The following is a 19,768-nucleotide window of genomic DNA, read 5'->3' on the forward strand; positions in this document are numbered from 1 at the left end:
TTACGTGGATCATTTGCCTATATTTTGCCAATTACGCGATCGCGACTGTCTGATTGTCGGCGGTGGTGATGTCGCGGAGCGCAAAGCAAGGTTGCTGTTAGACGCAGGTGCTCGCTTAACGGTGAATGCATTAGCGTTTATTCCACAGTTCACCGCATGGGCAGATGCAGGCATGTTAACTCTCGTCGAGGGGCCATTTGATGAAAGCCTTCTCGACACCTGCTGGCTGGCGATTGCGGCGACGGATGATGACGCGCTTAACCAGCGCGTCAGCGAAGCCGCCGAATCTCGTCGCATCTTCTGTAACGTGGTCGATGCGCCGAAAGCCGCCAGCTTCATAATGCCGTCGATTATTGACCGCTCACCGCTGATGGTGGCGGTTTCCTCTGGCGGTACTTCTCCGGTTCTGGCGCGACTGTTGCGCGAAAAACTTGAATCACTGCTGCCGCTGCATCTGGGCCAGGTGGCGAAATATGCCGGGCAATTACGCGGTCGGGTCAAACAACAGTTCGCTACGATGGGTGAACGTCGCCGTTTCTGGGAAAAACTGTTCGTTAACGACCGTCTGGCGCAGTCGCTGGCGAACAACGATCAGAAAGCCATTACTGAAACTACCGAACAGTTAATCAACGAGCCGCTCGACCATCGTGGTGAGGTGGTGCTGGTTGGCGCAGGTCCAGGCGATGCCGGGCTGCTGACGCTGAAAGGCCTGCAACAAATTCAGCAGGCTGATGTGGTGGTCTACGACCGTCTGGTTTCTGACGATATTATGAATCTGGTACGGCGCGATGCTGACCGTGTTTTCGTTGGTAAACGCGCGGGATACCACTGCGTACCGCAAGAAGAGATTAACCAGATCCTGCTGCGGGAAGCGCAAAAAGGCAAACGCGTGGTACGTTTGAAAGGCGGCGATCCGTTTATTTTCGGGCGTGGCGGCGAAGAGTTGGAAACTCTATGCAATGCAGGCATTCCGTTCTCGGTGGTTCCGGGTATTACCGCAGCTTCTGGTTGCTCTGCCTATTCGGGTATTCCACTTACGCATCGCGATTATGCGCAGAGCGTACGCTTAATTACCGGACACTTAAAAACCGGTGGTGAGCTGGACTGGGAAAACCTGGCGGCAGAAAAACAGACGCTGGTGTTCTATATGGGGCTGAATCAGGCTGCGACCATTCAGCAAAAACTGATTGAACACGGAATGCCTGGTGAAATGCCGGTGGCAATTGTCGAAAACGGTACGGCAGTCACGCAGCGTGTAATTGACGGTACGCTCACGCAGTTGGGCGAACTTGCGCAGCAAATGAACAGCCCATCATTAATTATTATTGGCCGGGTCGTTGGTCTGCGCGATAAATTAAATTGGTTCTCTAACCATTAATTTAAGAAAATTAACTAAGGCCGGATATTTCTGGCCTTTTTTTATTTACAAACATACTTATATTAATTTTTATTTTCAGCATACATAAAACAAACCTTTAACTAATTTATTTTAATAATGCCCTACAGTTACAGCAGGTTACAAATATAAGCATAATATTCATAGTCCGTTCGCTGACGCATAATAGGTATTCCTGTATCGTCTTTAGCGAGCTGTTTGCTTATATTCACACAATCAATGAATATTACTCGATATATTTTACATAGGGAATGAAAATGAACAAGTTTATTAAAGTAGCACTGGTTGGTGCGGTACTGGCAACATTAACTGCATGTACTGGTCATATTGAAAACCGTGAAAAGAACTGCTCTTACGACTACCTGCTGCACCCGGCAATTTCTATTTCTAAAATCATTGGCGGCTGCGGTCCTACTGCACAGTAAGTCTCTGACTGAAATTAGCTAACGCTGATTTAATTATCTGACGCCCTCTGTTTTTACCAGAGGGCGTATTTGTTTTTACCTTGTCTTTGAAAATATCGTTCACAACAATTAAACGCTGGCAATACTCTCACGTAAAATCCGCAGAATCGTCTCCTCGCCGCTACGATTTGGATTAATGCGAATCGCACAATGTTCTAATTGCGGATTCGCCTGACGAAACGTTCCTGAAAGTCGATAAAAGAGCGGCGGAATCTCATATTTCGACTCCGCTCCCACAGGGTAAGGCAAGGCACCGCGTTTCTGCGCTTCCTCCAGTACTCTGGTGGCAATTGGCTGATGAAACTCCACAATCAACACTTTCGATTGCGCATTGGCAATGACGGCACTTTTAACTTCCGGCACCGCGCCGCCGTTAAGTAAAGCCAGCAACCGCTCAGATACCCCCGCCTGCACTGCATGCATTACTGGTGCGAACACCAAACCACGCAATACTTCTAACGCCTGTGCGCCCTGAATCTGGCTGCCGCCGGAATAGAGCGTGGCGCGAATCCGACTAATAACATCGGCATCGCCAACCACCGCGCCAACACCCTCTGGCCCAAACAGCTTGAAGCAGGAAAATGTCGAGACATTTGCCCCACATTCGCAGCCAATTCGCGCCACCTTCATCACCGCATAGTTGTCATCGGTTATCGCTGGAACGCCAGCCGCGCGCAATGTTGCCAGCACATCTGCCAGAATGTAACTGTCCTGCGACTGCTGGCGCGTATGCTGTACCAGCGCCGCATCCGGTTGTTGCTCTTCGACGACCTGCTTAAGTACCGACAGATCATTGAAATCAGCAGTAATAAGCGTCAGCCCCATCTGCTCAATAATGACCCGCGTTGTCGGATAAACAGGCGCGTCATGCACCAGAAGACGCAGCCCCGGTTTGAGCAAAGCCGCCAACGCCGCACGAATCGCTCCAGTACCCGCGCCCTGTACTAACGCTGCCGCTTGCGCATGAAACGCGTCAGCCAGCACCTGCTCTACCCGTTGGGTAATACGCGGTTGATTCAGCCCTGGAGTTAACCCTAAATCACCGCTAGTAAGAAACTCGCTGCCGGGGAAATGGCGGCAAATCGTGTCCACCAGCGCAAACTGCTTTTGCTGTGCTTCAGCAAGAGTCAGGCTTTGCAAAGGAAACGTCTTCATAGGTGCCTTCCTTAAGCCGGAACGAACAGACCAAGCCAGTAAAGAACGTTCAGCAGGATGCCGGTGATCATTACTGCTACGACCGGTGCCGCCATTTTCTGTACCGGACGGCCCAGGGATTCGTTGAGGAAGTAAATGGCAACCGCGATGGAGAATCCGGTATAGCCTGCCATTTTGATTGCTGCGAAAATCGAACCGACCAGCAACGCCACTTCCATCAGCATATTCATGGCGTTACGGATGTTATCCGACGCATTACGTACCGACGGGTAACGCCCCAACCATTTTCCGATAGAACGAAGCAATAGCACTTCCGCCGAAATAACCACTGCGCCTAATACCGCCGCAACCATCGGATTCGGCGAGAGATAGCCCACCGCATAAACAAAGGTAAAACCCGCAACTGCATACACGCCAGTGGCTAACGCCGTGGTGGCAATCAACGGCACAAACCCGAGTCCGCGCATGAATTCTGCCAGCGCTGCCTGGTTGATCAGCGTTTGTGATTGTTCCGGCGTAACGCCTGCGGAATATGCTTTCTCCAGTGTGAAGATAGACACTTCACTACCAGCAAAAATCTTCATGCTGGCAACGGCAGCAATCAATGCTCCCACGATGGCGATATAGGGTAAGTTTTTGATAATCCGCGACGTGCGTTCTTCAAAGACTGAAAGCCCGCTGGCATCAAGATCATTTTCATCACGATGACGCAGGTCGTGAGTGATCGCGATCCCCAGCAGCATCACCATGCCAATAAAGATTTCGATGGATTCCGGATTAAGATGCGGGAAATAGCGCACTACCACCACACGGGTCATCAACACAACCACGGCGGCGATCAAGCTTTGCTTCCAGCCAAACTGGTAGAAAATCGCCACCAGAGGGAACAGTGCAAAAGCTGAAACCACCGGCGAGCTTAACTCCCCAAGGCTACCTAATACATCCACCGGCAGTGCGGTCAACAGCTGGTTTACTGGCAACAGACAGGTGAGGATCAGCACGCCCCAGATAGCGCCAAGACCAAACGCCATCAGGCTGTTTATCGCCAGCACACCGAGAATATCGGTAGGAAGAAAGAGTAGCCATGCGTTGAGCAGTCCGGTTTTCAGGGTAAAGGAGATCCCCACCGACGCCACAAAACCAATGCTCAGACCAAAAGCGATACTCCCCGCCTCGCGACGGTTCATATAGCCTTCAATCAGTTGTGGCAGGATCGGGCGGATACCGTCATGAAAAACAGCCGCCGAGCGATGCGCCAGAAGCGATGTCATACCCGTCAGGCACGCCACCACGATAATCTGAATATACAGATCCATAGTCGTGCCTTTTATTTCAGATGGTTAATCAGCATCGGAATCGCGTGTTCAACGTGCTCAACGGAAAGCCCAAATGCGACTTTCCCTTCGGCAATCATTTTGGCGATATGTTCGTCTTTCGCTTTGATACCCGGCTTGGCAATGGTGCAACTTTTGTTATAACCAATCACCGCTATGGCAATCGACAATGCCGCGCCAGCGCCGGTATTACACGCGCCAATGTAGTAATCCAGTTGCCCGGATTTCACCTTCATCGCTGCTTCCATGTCGTTATAAATGAAAACTTCAAAACAGCCAGGAGCCGTCGCTTCAATGGTTTTTTTAATCTGCTCACGCTGTAAGCCTGCAACGCCAATCTTTTTCATGAGTCTGTCCTTATTGGAAAAATTGAGAGGGATTTTCACGTAACATCACATCCACATCGGCCTGACTGAATCCTGACTGGCGCAATTGTGGAATAAAGGTGGTCAATAAAAAGTCATAGCCATAACCACCGTTGGCTTTTAAATGAGAGCGGCGCGTAATATCCATCGACAGCATGACGCGGTTAAGCAACCCACGTTCACGTAGCGCATGAAGCATCGCAATGCGCTTTTCGTCCGGGTAGTAACTGTTCTTACCAATGGTGTCGAACTGCACAAATGCGCCGAGATCGATCATCTTTAAAATGTTGTCGAGGTTGTCTTTCAGATCGCAGTGACCGACGGTGACGCGCGAAAGATCAACACCGTGAGCTTGCAGCAACGCCAACTGTTCCAGCCCCATCGTGCTGAACGACGTATGCGTAGAGATTGGGCGCCCGGTCTGGTTATGCGCCAGCGCGGCGGCAATAAACACCTTCTCTTCCATCGGCGTAATCTTTCCTTCGCTGGAGCCAATCTCCGCAATGATCCCGGCTTTCAGGTCGGTGCCATCGATACCCTGTTCAATTTCATCGACCATCTCCTGCGCCAGTTGCTCTACGCTGCGGGTCGCCACATGTTCAGGAAAAAAGGCATCCTGGTAATAGCCGGTGCAGGCCACCACGTTGATCCCCGTCTCACGCATTACATCGAGCATAAATTGCGCATTGCGCCCCATGTAGCGGTTGGTCATCTCAATCACATTACGAACGCCCTGGGCCATCAGGTCGTTCATCTCCTGGCAAATGAACGCATACTGATCAAGGCGGCAGTCCAGGTTATTTTTAAAGCCGGAGAGATCAATATGCAGATGCTCATGGGCCAGGGTGTAGCCCGTTGGATCAAAACTCATAGGGTGTCTCCTGCATACCGGAGGGTGGAAAGAAAAGAACGACCATTTTGTGGCGGTGGCGCGCGGAAGAATTCACACACGGTGGCGCCCACATCAGAAAGCGTGGTGCGAACACCGAGCTGCGTGGCAGCCAGACCTTGCTGATAAACCAGCACCGGCACGACTTCGCGGGTATGGTGGCTGTGACCGATTGTCGGGTCGTTACCGTGATCGGCCATGACGATCAGGCAATCATCTGGCTGCATCGCCTCAACAAGGAGAGCAAGATTACGGTCAACGACTTGCAAGCGTTCAGCATAACGTGCGACATCTTCTGCGTGACCAGCGAGGTCGGTTTCCTGAATATTGGTGCAAATAAACGCTGTCTGATGGGTGATAAATTCGTCGAGGGTGATATCCATAATCCGCTGGCTATCCACCAGATTTTGCCAGCTCACGCCATAAGGATTGCTGGCTATATCTGCCACCTTCCCCACCAGCACGGTTGGCACGCCCACTTCATACAGTTTTTGCGGCACCTGGACTTTCTCATCGACGCCGTAACCCATGTGCATAACCTGGAATCCGTTGTCATAAGCACCAGAACGTGGGGCATTTATGCCAATAAAGCGCCCTTCTTTACTTTCTGAGGCATCGAGAATGCGCTGACTGTCGGTTAACAGGCCGCCAAATGTAATCACTCTGCCAACCTGAACTTGCTCACGCACGATACGACCAATTTTGACAACTTCATCGAACGGCATCGCAGAGAGATTGGCGGTGACGTTATAGACCTGGCCTAAATCCGCTTCGAGATTATCGCCAATCGCAACCGCCTGATTGACCCACAGAAATTGCAACTCTTCGCCACGACGCTCAACCTGCCATCCCGCGACGACTAATGCCTGCTCAACACGGTCAATCACATCGCGAAAAGGCATCCGCAGCGGCGGTAACGGGCGCGTGCCTAAAATTTCCTGATGCCCCATAAAGGTATCGCCACCTTCATGTTGCAGCTCTGCTACGCCCCAGGTTGCGGAGTCTGACGGCTGCATATCGCCCGGCGCATAACCTAATGCGTTGATTAACCCCATTTTCTCCAGCGTTGGTAGCTGCAAATGCGGCAGCTGACTCAGGATGTGACCACAGGTATTCGCCCCGGCATCTTGCGGGCGCACCAACGTGACATCTTTCATTGCGCCCACGCCAAAGCTATCAATCACTAACACCACAAATCGCGCCATTACGCCCCCAGAGAGTTTCCAAGACTGTCATAACGACCGACGATTTCCGGTTCGCCACGCTGAATACCAGATACCAGCACCACATCACTGCGGGTAACAAAAATCTGCGTACGAAAACAGAACACTACGGCACTACTCACCGGAAACTCACCTGCTAACGGCAGGTAATAGTCGATACTGCTGTCATCCACAGTCTTGAGATTGGTTTCAGTAACCTTTTGATTTTCTTTAGTAAAAACCAAAGCGCGGTGAGCGTGACCACGACGGTAGTAACCGCCGCCATAGCAATAACTGTCGCCACGGAAATGGTGGGAAATTTCACTTAACCAAAGCATGGCGATACGTTCAGGCTGATCGCCCTGCTGGTTTGCCGGAATCGTGCCAGTCAGCGCATGCCCGGGTTCGGCATGGGTAACACCATATTGTGCTAGCACCGGCAACGAAGTGCAGCTAGTCGCCGAAGGCGCATTCAGTTGCTCAAGCACAATACCGTTTTCGGCCAGTTGATCCCGTGCCTGTACCAGCGTGTGAAGATTCGGCGTGGGTAAAACTTTCCCGCTTGTTTCATCCCAAAGCAGGCAAGGGAAGTGGGTAAGTCCAGCTAAATGGAGTCCTGGTAGTTTTTGGATTTCAGCGACAATGTCATGCAGCGTGTTTTGGGTAAAACCGCTCTCCTGGCCCGGGTAAAGAAAATCATCATCGCTATAAACTTTGAGTAACACCGACTGGACTCGCCCGACCTTCACCGCCGCCGCAGAAACTTCCCGCGCTTTGGCAAGGGTAAACACGGTGATGACATCGGTTCCCTGTTCAACGGCATCGGCGACCTGATGACAAGGGATTTGTACCAGATGCCCCTGATGCGCCACCGGCAGACCGGCGCGGCGCATGACCCGCGCCTCTTTGTAATCCACCGCTACAATACCGCTGTAGCCAAGCGCCAGAAGTTTTTCCGCCAGCCACGGATTACGACCGAACTGCTTGGTCATCAGATACAGTTCAATGCCGTAAAGCCGCGCCGTCTCAATCAGCCGTTTACCGTTTTCCAGTACCTGATCCACGTCAATAACCCAGCTGTCCGGAGCGATCTTGCCCTGCTGCCACAGGTTTAGTGCGGCGGAAATCAGCGCCGGGTTCTGGCGTTTCAATGCTTCTACAAACATCTTGTTGCCTCGTTTCTGTTCCTTGAATCAAATATTCATTTTTTTGAATATTTAAGTTATGCGACACAGAATTGCCGTGTGCCTCAGACGCCTTCGTTAGCAGCCATCCATAGTCCATAGAGATTGGCCAGCATATACCCTTCTTCGCACGGGTTAACTTCCAGGGTGAATTCCTTCAACAACACCTGATGCAACTGCACAATCGCTGGCCAGTGGATGGATTGCGCCAGTTCCGCCAGTAATTCGTCATCCAGCGGCTCAATTTCCTCACCACGACGACTGCGCATCAACGCACTCGCCATATGTGTCATCGCCATCGTCCCTTGCTCGCTACGCACCGGTAGATGACATTCAGTTTCCATTACTTTGACGACCTGCATCATGCCTTTGCAGATGTCCTTATCAATGACTCCTGCCTCGCAAAGCAGGTTGAGTCTGTTTTCCATTTAAGACGCCTTTCGCTTAATAACTGGGTTCAAGTTCCCCACTGACTACTCGCTGTTGATGAGCAAGCAGGGCATTTTTATCAACAACCGCACGTAGCAATTGTTGCATCGGGTAATCATCGGCACGCGTCAGTACTACAGCTTCAGTGGCCTGTAAAAATCGGGGATCGTTTGTCAGCGGCGTCGCCTCTAATCCCAGCATGGCCAGTTCGCTTTCTGCCACCACGTTCCAGATAACCGCATCGACATCGCCTTTAACAATGCGTTGTAAACTCTCGTGATATGAGAGGTCGACGCGCTCCACATCGCTATTGCCAAAAAAGACATCGGTCATGATTTTCTGGTCCGCCGAGCGGTTATCCAGCCCCACACGTTTCACGTTGCCGGACGCCCCTTTACGGCAAATCAGCTGGTGCTCGCCAACATAGGTATGCGGCCCAAGTTCCAGCGCCAGACATAAACCTTTTTGCGTGAGATAACTTTCTGCCGCCAGGCGGGACACTACCGCCATGTCATAGACGCCGTTAAGTAAACACTCCACGCGAATATCCGCGCCGCGCATATGCGCATAGTAAAAAGGAATGCCATCAAACTGGGCTTTCAACCCGCTCGCCAGGCCTTCGTACAAACGGGTATAGGGCAAGGGCATCGCGCATACCACGTTGCTGATATCCACATGAGTCAGCAGGGCTTTGTTATCCATTTCCACCAGATAACTGCCATTGCGCCCACGACGTTCAATCCGTATCGCACCGCTTGATTCCAGCGTTTTCAGTGCAGCCTGCGTCAGACCAACGGACGAATGGCATTCAGTTGCCAGTTCATCTATAGTTTTCAGTCGATTACCGCACTTTTCACCTAACAGATAACGGGCCAGTGTCGTGATGACGACGCCTTCTTTTTTGATAAACGTTCGACGCATAGTAAATTTTCAATAAAGTGAATATTTATATCTTCATTAAAATGAAGATAAGTGACAACGACGAAATGTGGAAACGGCGAGATGCTTCACATTTTTTTTGCTGGCTGCGAAAAGAGAAAACCGGGTTTCCCCGGTTTGAGAGTGATGATAAAAGCAAAACTGCCTGATGCGCTACGCTTATCAGGCCTACATTTCCTTGCAATATGTTGAATGTGCATGACTTTGTAGGCCGGATAAGGCGTTCACGCCGCATCCGGCATGAACAAAGCGCACTTTGCCAGCAATAGTGAATAGTGAATTACGGCTTCGCCACAAAACCAATCGCTTCGTACACCGCTTTCAGCGTACGGGATGCGTGCGCGCTGGCTTTTTCTGCGCCGTCTTTCATCACCTGTTGCAGGAAGGCTTCGTCATTGCGGAAACGGTGGTAGCGTTCCTGCAATTCAGTCAACATACCGGAAACCGCTTCTGCCACTTCGCCCTTCAGGTGACCATACATCTTGCCTTCGAACTGTTTTTCCAGTTCCGGGATGCTCTGGCCAGTAACTGCAGACAGGATATCCAGCAGGTTAGAAACCCCCGCTTTGTTCTGTACGTCGTAGCGAACTACCGGCGGCTCGTCGGAGTCAGTGACCGCACGTTTAATTTTCTTCACCACCGATTTCGGATCTTCCAGCAGGCCGATAACGTTATTGCGGTTATCGTCAGACTTGGACATCTTCTTGGTCGGTTCCAGCAGCGACATAACGCGTGCGCCAGATTTCGGGATAAACGGCTCCGGCACTTTAAAGATGTCGCCGTACAGTGCGTTGAAACGCTGGGCGATATCGCGGCTCAGTTCCAGGTGCTGTTTCTGGTCTTCACCAACCGGCACCAGATTGGTTTGATACAGCAGGATGTCTGCCGCCATCAGCACCGGATAGTCGAACAGCCCGGCGTTGATGTTTTCGGCATAACGTGCAGATTTATCTTTGAACTGGGTCATGCGGCTCAGTTCGCCGAAGTAGGTATAGCAGTTCAGTGCCCAACCTAACTGTGCATGTTCCGGCACGTGGGACTGAACAAAAATGGTGCTTTTCTCAGGATCGATACCGCAAGCCAGGTACAACGCCAGCGTATCCAGCGTCGCTTTACGCAGCTTCTGCGCATCCTGGCGCACGGTGATGGCGTGTTGGTCAACGATGCAGTAAATACAATGGTAATCATCCTGCATGTTTACCCACTGACGCAGCGCACCCATGTAGTTACCAATGGTCAATTCACCTGAAGGCTGTGCGCCACTAAAAACGATGGGCTTAGTCATTTTTCGATTCCTGATTTTCGCTTTGCGGAAGCCCTAATGCGGGCAGAAGGTCATTTATAGAGTGATAAATTACATCAGGCTGGCTGAGATCGATAGCCTCGCCGTAGTTATATCCGTAGGTTAAGCCAACTGAAGGGCAACCGGCTGCTTTTGCTGCCTGAATATCATTGCGAGAATCTCCGACAAACAGCATCTGTTGCGGGGCAATACCCATCCGTTCAGCCACCAGTAATAGCGGGTCCGGGTGTGGTTTTTTGTTTTGCACATCATCACCGCCAATGACCACGCTAAAGTATTTGGCAATATCTAAGGCTTCCAGCAGCGGCGCGACGAACGGCGTTGGTTTGTTGGTAATCAGACCTAGCGGCAAGCCTTTAGCCTGCAATGCGCCAAGCGTATCGGCAACGTGCGGGAACAAAAACGTTCCTTCTTCGGCAACTTCGCCATAATAACGATCAAACAGCTTGCGCAGAATACGTACTTGTTCTTCTGCCGGAATGTCGTCATCAACGGGGGGTTTACCCATGGTTTTACGCAGGGTCGCACGTTCCTGACGCGCCCAGGTCAATGCTCGCTCCATCAGGACATCTGCGCCGTTACCAATCCAGGTAATAACGCGCTCTTCGCCTGCAACGGGCAACTCCAGCGCATACAGCGCCATATCTACCGCAGCAGCAAGACCGGGTGCACTGTCAACCAGCGTACCGTCGAGATCAAAAGCGACGCCGCGAATATCTTCAAACTTATTCATGACTTACCTTTGCCAGTTCACTGCGCATTTCATCAATGACTTTTTTGTAGTCTGGCTGGTCGAAGATTGCCGAACCAGCAACAAACATATCCGCGCCCGCCGCAGCGATTTCGCCAATGTTATTCACCTTCACACCGCCGTCCACTTCCAGACGAATATCAAAGCCAGACTCGTCGATGCGGCGGCGCACTTCACGCAGTTTATCTAACGTTTGCGGAATGAAAGACTGACCGCCAAAGCCAGGGTTAACAGACATCAGCAGGATCACATCCAGCTTATCCATTACATAATCCAGATAGCTCAATGGTGTCGCCGGGTTAAATACCAGCCCCGCTTTACAGCCATTTTCTTTAATCAGTTGCAGCGTGCGGTCAACATGCTCGGAGGCTTCTGGATGAAAGGTAATGATGCTGGCACCAGCGGCAGCGAAATCCGGCACAATGCGATCCACCGGTTTCACCATCAGATGCACGTCGATAGGGGCGGTAATGCCGTAATTACGCAAGGATTTCAGTACCATTGGCCCAATTGTCAGGTTGGGAACATAGTGGTTATCCATGACGTCAAAATGCACGACATCAGCGCCAGCTGCCAGGGCCTTTGCGGTATCTTCACCCAGGCGGGCAAAATCAGCCGACAGAATTGAGGGGGCAATCAAATACTGTTTCATCCGCTTCTCCTTGAGAATTATTTTTTCGCGGGTGAAACGACTCCTGGTTTGTACAAAGCCAGCAGTTCGTCCACCTTTTTACGTGTGCCGCCGTTGCTGCTTATACTGCGTCGAACTTTGACGACATGCAATTTTGCGCGCTGATACCACTCACGCGTTAACATCGTATCGTGATTGGAGATCAGCACAGGAATATGGCGATCAACCAGACCTTCAGCGAGCTCCGCCAGATGAGCTTGTTGTTCAAGCGTAAAACTATTTGTGTGGTACGCCGTAAAGTTAGCGGTGGCAGAAAGCGGCGCATAAGGCGGATCGCAATAGACGACGGATGCATCATCTGCGCGCGCCATGCTGTCGGCGTAAGACTCACAATAGAAAAAGGCATTCTGCGCTTTTTCGGCAAAATGATACAACTCAGCTTCCGGGAAATAGGGCTTTTTATAACGGCCAAACGGCACGTTAAATTCACCGCGCAGATTGTAACGGCACAAACCGTTGTAGCCGTAGCGGTTCAAATATAAAAACAGCACAGCCCGACGCAAGGGATCCTGGCTTTTGTTGAACTCTTCGCGGAACTGATAGTAGACCTCGGCGCAATTCGTTTCGGGAACAAACAGCTCGCGGGCAGCCTGCACGTACTCTTCGGTACGCGTCTTTACAATGTTGTAGAGACTAATCAGATCGCTGTTGATATCAGCAAGGATATAACGAGAAAAGTCGGTGTTAAGAAACACCGACCCGGCACCAACAAAAGGCTCAACCAGACATTCGCCCTTAGGCAAATGCCGTTTAATATCATCAAGCAGGGGATATTTGCCCCCTGCCCACTTCAAAAAAGCGCGATTTTTCTTCATGCTGACTAACTAATTACACCTTCTCCGGCTGTGGAGAAAGCTCCGACAGCATCCAGCGCTTCAGGCAGTTCCCGCAACGGTTATCCATTGCGGGAAATAGCCTTGATTACTTCAGATCGGCCTGTACCTGACGCAGCGGTTTCGCCCAGGGGTTTTTGGCCTGGACATCGGCTGGCAATGTAGATACCGCTTTTTTCGCTTCGTCTTTCGAAGCGTACACGCCAGAAACCAACACATACCACGGCTGACCATTACGCGTCGTTTCATAGACAACGTAGTTTTTCAGGTTCTCTTTCTTCGCCCAACCGTTCAGGTTGTCGTAGTTAGAGGAACTGCTCAACTGCAGAGTGTAATGGCTTGACGGTGCCGATTTCAACGAACCAACATTACCTGCGGTCTTCGCCCCAGCAGCTGGTGTTGTCGTGGTTTGCGCCGGAGATGCCGTTTGTGCCGGCTCCGTGCTGGCAGTAGCTTTCGGCGCTGGCGTTGCCGCTGGCGTAGAAGTCGCAGCCGGTGCCTTCGAGCTCACCACTGGCGCTGCAGGTTCGGTACGCTTCGGCTGCTGTGCTACCGGCTTAGGTTCCGTTTTCACAGTTGCCTGGGGTTTTTTCGGTTCAATCACCGCCTGCTGACGTGGCGGACGCGTAGTGGTCGGACGTTCAACGGTTTGCGTTTTCGCCGTATCACGCGATGCGTTGCCATTACGAACTGGCGCTACAGTCGCGGGTTCGGTCGGCAGCGTGGAGTTGACCACCACATTGTTCAGCTGTTGCTGATTTTGCGGCTGGGTCAGCGCGTTATTCAGGTCACCCTGCACTTCAACACGTTGTTGACCATCCGTTGCCGCCGGGGTTTGCCCCTGAGTCGGCGTAGACGAGATCGGCGGCAGAGAAACATCCGGCTGGGTATTTTCCGCAGATGTGGTTCCCGGCGCAGGCTGCGTGCCATTTGCCTGATCGACAGTATTGCCAGCAAGATCAATACTCTTCTCGCCAGACGCAGTTTGATCGCTGGAAGAGGTCGAGGGGGCTTTTAACGCAGAACCGATACCGATGATCAACAGCAACAGAACCAGAATACCGACGCCCATCATCATATACTGACGAGAAGCAGGTTTGCTGGCTGCTTTTTTGCGCTTACGCGGACGACGCTCTACACGCTCTTCATCCACGGTTTCATCTTCGGATTCGTCATATTCTTGTTCGATTTCCGGTTCCTCATCGCGCTCTTTTTGCGCGCGGGTCGGACGGCGATCATCCGCATCATCAAGTTCAATATCATCAAAATTGATCTGCGGTTCGCCACGTTCAGTACGTTCAGAACGCTCAGAAGATTGACGAGAACGACCAGTACGACGATCGCTGGGATCGGGTTTCAGCTCGTCTTCTGGTTTGAATTCATCCATTTAACACCCCACTAAAAGGTTAATGCTTACCACGTTGCAATTAACCTGAAGCTAATAAACCGCTGGATAAGCGGCCTGACCTTTCTTGTTGTTACGCTAACTGACAATCAGCAATGGCGTTAAGAACGATATCGTGCGAAACACCGCCGCGAACTTCGCTCTTACCAATTGCCAGCGGAAGAATTAAGCGCATTTCTCCCGCAAGGACTTTCTTGTCACGCAGCATATGCGGTAAATATGCCTGCGCGGACATTTCGCGCGGCCCATTGACCGGTAACCCAGCCCGCGTGAGCAGGGTAATAATACGCTGCGTTTCGGCAGAACTGAACTGCCCGAGACGTTCCGATGTGCGCGCCGCCATTACCATACCCGCAGCAACCGCTTCACCGTGTAGCCAATTACCATAGCCCATTTCAGCTTCAATGGCATGACCAAAGGTATGTCCAAGATTGAGTAAAGCACGTAAGCCAGCTTCACGCTCGTCGGCGGCGACAACTTCTGCTTTCAGCTCACAGCAACGGCGAATACAGTACGCCATTGCGGGGCCATCCAGACGAAGCAGCGCGTCGAGATTCTCTTCCAGCCAGAGGAAAAACTCGCCGTCAAGAATAATGCCGTATTTGATGACTTCCGCTAGTCCCGAAGCTAACTCACGCTGAGGAAGCGTTTTCAGACAATCGAGATCTACCACCACCGATGCAGGTTGGTAAAACGCGCCAATCATGTTTTTACCGAGGGGATGGTTTACCGCGGTTTTGCCGCCAACGGAGGAGTCGACCTGCGACAATAACGTCGTTGGGACTTGAATGAAGCGAACGCCGCGCTGATAGCTCGCCGCCGCGAAACCGGTAAGATCGCCCACCACGCCGCCACCAAGTGCAACCAGCGTAGTATCGCGGCCATGCGGCTTTTGCAACAACGCTGTAAAGACGGTGTCGAGTACTGCCAGGCTTTTATACTGCTCGCCGTCAGGGAGGATAACGCTATCGACGTTAACACCCGCCTGTTCAAGTACGCCGCGGACCTTATCGAGATATAGAGGAGCCAGGGTTTCGTTGGTGACCAACATCACCTGCTCGCCCGATTTCAGCGGTAAGAATGAAGCTGGCTCGTTAAACAAACCAGACGCGATGGTAATTGGGTAACTACGTTCCCCGAGAGTGACGACTATCCTCTCCATAACGCGACATCCACCTTAATTACTGTACCCGCAGACGAGTGTATTTAAAGCCAGAATTAGTTGCTTTCCAGCATGTTAATAATCTGGTTTGCGACCACTTTAGCGCTTTGGTCATCAGTACGAATGGTCACGTCAGCAATCTCTTCATACAGCGGATTGCGTTCATTGGCCAACGCTTCCAGAACTTCACGCGGCGGTGTTTCAACGTGCAGCAACGGGCGTTTTTTATCACGCTGCGTGCGTGCAAGTTGCTTTTCGATGGTCGTTTCAAGATAAACGACAACGCCACGAGCGGAAAGACGGTTACGCGTTTCGCGGGATTTCACAGAGCCGCCGCCAGTAGCCAGCACAATACCCTGCTTCTCGGTCAATTCATTGATGACCTTCTCTTCGCGATCGCGGAAGCCTTCTTCGCCTTCTAAATCGAAAACCCAGCCCACATCAGCTCCGGTTCGTTTCTCAATCTCTTGATCGGAATCGTAAAATTCCATATTGAGTTGTTGAGCTAACTGGCGCCCAATAGTGCTTTTTCCGGCACCCATAGGCCCAACCAGAAAGATATTGCGTTTCTCTGCCATTTTTTCGGTACTACTAAGACTATTCGTTAATGATAAACCCGCTTCGCTCAGAGAGCGCAGCAGGACATGAACTGAAACCTCATAAGATATTGCGAGAGTCAGACTGAAAATTATCTCAATACTCCAGCCGGTTTGGCAACTGAATAAATCGCCCATCCCTCTGCATATCTGGTCGCTGCAAGCGTGCTGCCTTGCTATTACCGCTTTGGCGATAAATCACCGGGTAAGATTAGCGTAAAAAAGACAGCAAAATGCCGCCTGAATGATAAATCATCATCATGAAACGCAGGCAGCGAAGAGCACCAACTCTCAAATCGGTACTCCTTGTATGCTAAATACCTGCGCACGTCAAATAGATGAAACGTGTTCAGCATAAAAAACATCGCCGGTTTTACGGCTGTTTACTCACTGGAAACCAGCCGTGGCGTGATAAATACCACTAACTCACGTCGTTCATCTTCTTTTCCGTCATGACGAAATAATTGCCCAAACCAGGGAATGTCCCCCAGCAGTGGCACGCTATCCTGGCCTGATTTATTTTTTCGGGTAAAAATGCCGCCAAGCGCCAACGTTTCTCCGCTTTTGACCTCGACTTGCGTTTCGATCTCCTGCTTGTCAATTGCCAGCACTTCGCCATCGGCTTGTTGAAGGACTTGCCCCGGCACATTCTGGCTAATATGTAATTTCAACCGAATGCGGCCTTTTTGAAGCACGGTGGGCGTGACCTCCATTCCCAGCACCGCTTCTTTAAACTCCACCGATGTTGCACCACTTTCACCACTGGAAACCTGATACGGAATTTCGCTCCCCTGTTTAATGCTGGCAGGCTGGAGATGTGAAGCCAGTAAACGCGGGCTGGCGATGATATCCAGTTGCTGTTTCTGTTCGAGTGCGGAAAGCTCCAGATCCAGCAAACGTCCGTTGATCCGCCCAATATTAAAACCGATATGCGTCGTCGCCGTCGCCACCGAGAGATCGCTACCGAGCGTAGTCACTTGCCCAACACCGCCAGCTTGTTGTGCATCGGCAAGCGTCCATTTCACGCCTAACTCGCGCAGACTTTTTTCATTAATGGTGACAATGTGCGCCGACAGTTCAACCTGGCCTACCGGCAAATCCATTTGCATGACCCATTGTTCCAGCGCGGTTAACGCCGCCTGGTTATCACGCAGCAAAAGGCGATTAGTGCGTTTATCAACGGTCATGCTACCTTTGGCGCTAAGTAGCTTCTCCCCCGCCTTCGCCAACTCTCCGGCGTCGGCGTATTGCAGTGTAATGCTGCGATTTTCCAGCGGCAGATTTGCCTGCGCCCGTGCCTTCTCTGCCTCCTGCCGGGCGATATTTTCATTTTGCCAGGCAATGGAATGCACCGAGAGAATATTGCCTTCCTGACGCGTCATCAGCCCGGCGCTTTTCACTACGGTTTGTAGCGCCTGCTTCCAGGGAACGTCCGTTAAATGTAGCGATACCGTACCGCTGACGTCTGGCGACACCACCAGGTTTAGCTTCTCCTGTTCGGCCAGCGCCTGCAAAACCTGAGCAACCGGAACGTCATCCACCATCAGCGTGACTTTTTGCGGCTTTGCCGCCTGCACGATGGGCATCATCATCAACAGTAGTGCGGCTATCCATTGCTTCATTTGTCTCTCCTTGCCGTTGCCACAACCACAGTGGCGGTTCGCAGTTTTTTCCGGTTCCCAGCGTTAGTGTGTCTGGCGTCAGCTGTAAGATCGTCCAGCCGTTTTCCAGCACATCGTTTTGCTGCACCCGTCGCCATTTCTTTTGCCCATCTTTTATTACGCCGATAACGCGCTCGCCTCTTCCTACCATCCCCTGATAGCGCCACTGGGTAAGTTCGCTAATCCGGCATAGATCTTCCGGCGGTTTAAAGGGGTCGCGCATGCCGGTTAATAGCCATAATGCAACACCTGCCAGCAGCCAACGTTTAGCCATCATTCGCCCCTTCCAGTTGGAGTGTGAACAAGAGTTCATCACTTTCCACGCTTAACGAAAAACGACTTACGCTGACATTGCGCTCTGCCAGTCGTGTAAATGCCGACGGCACCGCTTCCCAGAGCGTTTTCAACGCTAACTCGCCTCCCCTGGCAGACGGATGCCAATAAACCAGTTGCGCGCCGGGCAACTGAAAATCCAGCGGCGAAAAAGGCAACGTTTTTTCTTCGCTGAGGGGAGCGGTGTCAATCAGGCGATACAGTGCAGTCCATTGCTGATGATTACTTGCCCGTAGTCGAATTAATGCGTCGCTCTCTTCCTGATGGCTCGATGAAAGAAAAATAAGCGTAACTAACATCAGCAACCAGACTGCCCAGCAAAGCTGGCGGATACGGGGTGATGTGGCTAACCACCAGTCAAAGAGCGCGTTCATCGCTAACCGTCCTTGTTAACTGATACTCAAATTGCCAGCGCCCTTGTGCATCCTGCTGCGTGGCCCCTCGCTGATTGAGATGAAAAGAAGCATCCTGGCGAAGTGACGTTTCCAGTGCGTTTAACGCGGTAATGCTTGTTGTCAGCCCCTTGATCTCCAGCGTTCCCTGCTGCCAGCTTATCGTTGTCAGCCAGGCATGCTCTGGTAAAAGCGTCGCCAGCGCTTCCAGCGCGGGTTGCCAGTCGCGGGTAAATTGTCGCTGATGCTGACGTCGCAGATGCTGTTCGCGTAACTGTTGGCGTTCCAGCAAACGTGGCTTAGTGACCTGTAAGCTACGAGCGAGTTGTTGTTCAGCCTCGAGCAAAATGGCGTCTACGTGTGCTTCGGCGTTATATGACAGACGCTGCATTAGCGTTATCCCGACGGCCAGCAGCAGAGGCGCAACGAACATTAGCAACCAGAAGCGAAGAAAGGCCGCCCGGCGTTGCTGTCGCCAGGGCAAAAAATTGATTGGTGGGTTCATTAGCGACTCTCCCTAAGCGCCAGCCCCAGCGCAATGGCGAAGTCTCCGCCTGGTGGCGGTAGCGGCGGCTGACGAACAGAAATCGCCTCCCAGGGGTCAAATCCGCCTTCGCCGCATATCGCGATACTTTCGGGGTCCACGGATAACATCGCTGCAAGATCATTCTCGCTTGTCATCCCCACCGCCAGCTTGCGCCCCCAGCTATAACGCGTCGCCCACAACCACTGTTCGTGGTCACACCAGGCCAGGCATTTCTTGTGAGGAGGTAAAAAAGGCAGAAACCGCTGTAAAGCGCAGGCATCCGGGGTAATCGCGCTAACGTGAACACGCAATTTTTCTGCCAGGGTTAGTAGCGTTGCCAGTTCTTTGCTTTGCGCGGCGGTCACGTTATAGGCGGGGCTTAGTGAATCTTCGCGATAATCGAAGCGCAGGGAGTCCGGTTCCATATCCAGCTCACGTGCCATTGTGCCAGCCAGCCATGCCGTTTGCTCTCGCTCACCGAGAGACATCGCCGGGCGAGGAAATGACCGCTGTAACGTTCGAGCAGCAGGAAATGCCAGCATAATGTGATGTCGATGCGGCAGTTCACGACTCCACGGTAGCAACATTTTAGTCAGACGTTCCGCGTCAATAATGCGCCCATCTTTGATAATGTCGGTCGCCAGCGGCAAGCGCCACCAACGTTGCAAAAAGCATTCTTTTGCACCACGCACGATAGCAACCGCCACCGCTTCCTGCTGTTGTAAATGCAAACCAATTTGCCAGATCTTAAATGCCAT

At 51.8% G+C, this 19,768-nt stretch carries 22 protein-coding genes; 2 read left to right on the forward strand and 20 right to left on the reverse strand.

Going from position 1 to position 19,768, the window contains the following annotated elements:
- The first annotated feature begins 4 nt into the window (after positions 1-4).
- Positions 5-1,378, forward strand: a complete 1,374-nt coding sequence (gene cysG / locus H9644_RS14490; RefSeq protein WP_000349874.1) for a siroheme synthase CysG — start codon at positions 5-7, stop codon at positions 1,376-1,378.
- A 275-nt stretch (positions 1,379-1,653) separates the two neighbouring features.
- A complete protein-coding gene (locus H9644_RS14495) occupies positions 1,654-1,821 on the forward strand; it encodes a YhfL family protein (RefSeq protein WP_064527562.1) in 168 nt (55 codons plus the stop codon).
- A gap of 108 nt (positions 1,822-1,929) precedes the next feature.
- Here the strand turns inward: H9644_RS14495 and H9644_RS14500 are convergent, their stop codons facing one another.
- From H9644_RS14500 to hofM, 20 genes are all read right to left on the reverse strand, one after another.
- Entirely contained in the window at positions 1,930-3,015 is a 1,086-nt protein-coding gene (locus tag H9644_RS14500) for an aminotransferase class I/II-fold pyridoxal phosphate-dependent enzyme (protein WP_191775091.1), read from the reverse strand.
- A gap of 11 nt (positions 3,016-3,026) precedes the next feature.
- Positions 3,027-4,331 (reverse strand): YhfT family protein, encoded by a 1,305-nt coding sequence (locus tag H9644_RS14505; protein WP_064527566.1) that lies wholly within the window; start codon positions 4,329-4,331, stop codon positions 3,027-3,029.
- An 11-nt stretch (positions 4,332-4,342) separates the two neighbouring features.
- Complete coding sequence (locus tag H9644_RS14510; protein ID WP_064527568.1) at positions 4,343-4,696, reverse strand: DUF2620 domain-containing protein; 354 nt, start codon at positions 4,694-4,696, stop codon at positions 4,343-4,345.
- A gap of 10 nt (positions 4,697-4,706) precedes the next feature.
- Entirely contained in the window at positions 4,707-5,585 is an 879-nt protein-coding gene (locus H9644_RS14515; RefSeq protein ID WP_064527570.1) for a phosphotriesterase-related protein, read from the reverse strand.
- Positions 5,582-6,808, reverse strand: a complete 1,227-nt coding sequence (locus H9644_RS14520; protein ID WP_191775093.1) for a phosphopentomutase — start codon at positions 6,806-6,808, stop codon at positions 5,582-5,584. The genes H9644_RS14515 and H9644_RS14520 overlap by 4 nt, the downstream gene beginning before the upstream one ends.
- A complete protein-coding gene (locus H9644_RS14525; protein ID WP_191775095.1) occupies positions 6,808-7,971 on the reverse strand; it encodes a YhfX family PLP-dependent enzyme in 1,164 nt (387 codons plus the stop codon). The genes H9644_RS14520 and H9644_RS14525 overlap by 1 nt, the downstream gene beginning before the upstream one ends.
- 83 nt (positions 7,972-8,054) lie before the next feature.
- Positions 8,055-8,417: a PRD domain-containing protein gene (locus H9644_RS14530; RefSeq protein WP_191775097.1), complete on the reverse strand. Its 363-nt coding sequence runs from the start codon at positions 8,415-8,417 to the stop codon at positions 8,055-8,057.
- Between the two features lie 16 nt (positions 8,418-8,433).
- Positions 8,434-9,339 carry a GntR family transcriptional regulator YhfZ gene (gene yhfZ, locus H9644_RS14535; protein WP_191775099.1) on the reverse strand — a complete coding sequence of 302 codons (906 nt, stop codon included), beginning with the start codon at positions 9,337-9,339 and terminating at the stop codon, positions 8,434-8,436.
- Between the two features lie 298 nt (positions 9,340-9,637).
- Positions 9,638-10,642 carry a tryptophan--tRNA ligase gene (gene trpS / locus H9644_RS14540; RefSeq protein WP_000165546.1) on the reverse strand — a complete coding sequence of 335 codons (1,005 nt, stop codon included), beginning with the start codon at positions 10,640-10,642 and terminating at the stop codon, positions 9,638-9,640.
- Entirely contained in the window at positions 10,635-11,393 is a 759-nt protein-coding gene (gene gph, locus H9644_RS14545; RefSeq protein ID WP_191775101.1) for a phosphoglycolate phosphatase, read from the reverse strand. The genes trpS and gph overlap by 8 nt, the downstream gene beginning before the upstream one ends.
- Positions 11,386-12,063, reverse strand: a complete 678-nt coding sequence (gene rpe, locus H9644_RS14550) for a ribulose-phosphate 3-epimerase (RefSeq protein WP_000816280.1) — start codon at positions 12,061-12,063, stop codon at positions 11,386-11,388. The genes gph and rpe overlap by 8 nt, the downstream gene beginning before the upstream one ends.
- A 17-nt stretch (positions 12,064-12,080) precedes the next feature.
- Positions 12,081-12,917 carry an adenine-specific DNA-methyltransferase gene (gene dam / locus H9644_RS14555; protein ID WP_064527584.1) on the reverse strand — a complete coding sequence of 279 codons (837 nt, stop codon included), beginning with the start codon at positions 12,915-12,917 and terminating at the stop codon, positions 12,081-12,083.
- A 106-nt stretch (positions 12,918-13,023) separates the two neighbouring features.
- Positions 13,024-14,322: a cell division protein DamX gene (gene damX / locus H9644_RS14560; RefSeq protein ID WP_191775103.1), complete on the reverse strand. Its 1,299-nt coding sequence runs from the start codon at positions 14,320-14,322 to the stop codon at positions 13,024-13,026.
- Positions 14,323-14,413: 91 nt separating this feature from the next.
- Positions 14,414-15,502, reverse strand: coding sequence for a 3-dehydroquinate synthase (gene aroB / locus H9644_RS14565; RefSeq protein ID WP_064527588.1), 1,089 nt, complete (start codon positions 15,500-15,502; stop codon positions 14,414-14,416).
- A gap of 56 nt (positions 15,503-15,558) precedes the next feature.
- Positions 15,559-16,080: a shikimate kinase AroK gene (gene aroK, locus H9644_RS14570; RefSeq protein WP_001507994.1), complete on the reverse strand. Its 522-nt coding sequence runs from the start codon at positions 16,078-16,080 to the stop codon at positions 15,559-15,561.
- A gap of 401 nt (positions 16,081-16,481) precedes the next feature.
- Complete coding sequence (gene hofQ, locus H9644_RS14575; protein WP_191775105.1) at positions 16,482-17,720, reverse strand: DNA uptake porin HofQ; 1,239 nt, start codon at positions 17,718-17,720, stop codon at positions 16,482-16,484.
- Positions 17,632-18,036 (reverse strand): DUF2531 family protein, encoded by a 405-nt coding sequence (locus H9644_RS14580; protein WP_191775108.1) that lies wholly within the window; start codon positions 18,034-18,036, stop codon positions 17,632-17,634. The genes hofQ and H9644_RS14580 overlap by 89 nt, the downstream gene beginning before the upstream one ends.
- Entirely contained in the window at positions 18,026-18,466 is a 441-nt protein-coding gene (gene hofO, locus H9644_RS14585) for a DNA utilization protein HofO (RefSeq protein WP_191775110.1), read from the reverse strand. Before hofO ends, H9644_RS14580 begins: the two co-directional genes overlap by 11 nt.
- The gene (locus tag H9644_RS14590; protein ID WP_191775112.1) at positions 18,450-18,989 is read right to left on the reverse strand and encodes a PilN domain-containing protein; all 540 of its coding nucleotides are present in this window, start codon (positions 18,987-18,989) and stop codon (positions 18,450-18,452) included. The genes hofO and H9644_RS14590 overlap by 17 nt, the downstream gene beginning before the upstream one ends.
- Positions 18,989-19,768 (reverse strand): DNA utilization protein HofM, encoded by a 780-nt coding sequence (gene hofM / locus H9644_RS14595; RefSeq protein ID WP_191775115.1) that lies wholly within the window; start codon positions 19,766-19,768, stop codon positions 18,989-18,991. The genes H9644_RS14590 and hofM overlap by 1 nt, the downstream gene beginning before the upstream one ends.

Source organism: Escherichia whittamii (assembly GCF_014836715.1).
Classification (GTDB): Bacteria; Pseudomonadota; Gammaproteobacteria; order Enterobacterales; family Enterobacteriaceae; genus Escherichia; species Escherichia whittamii.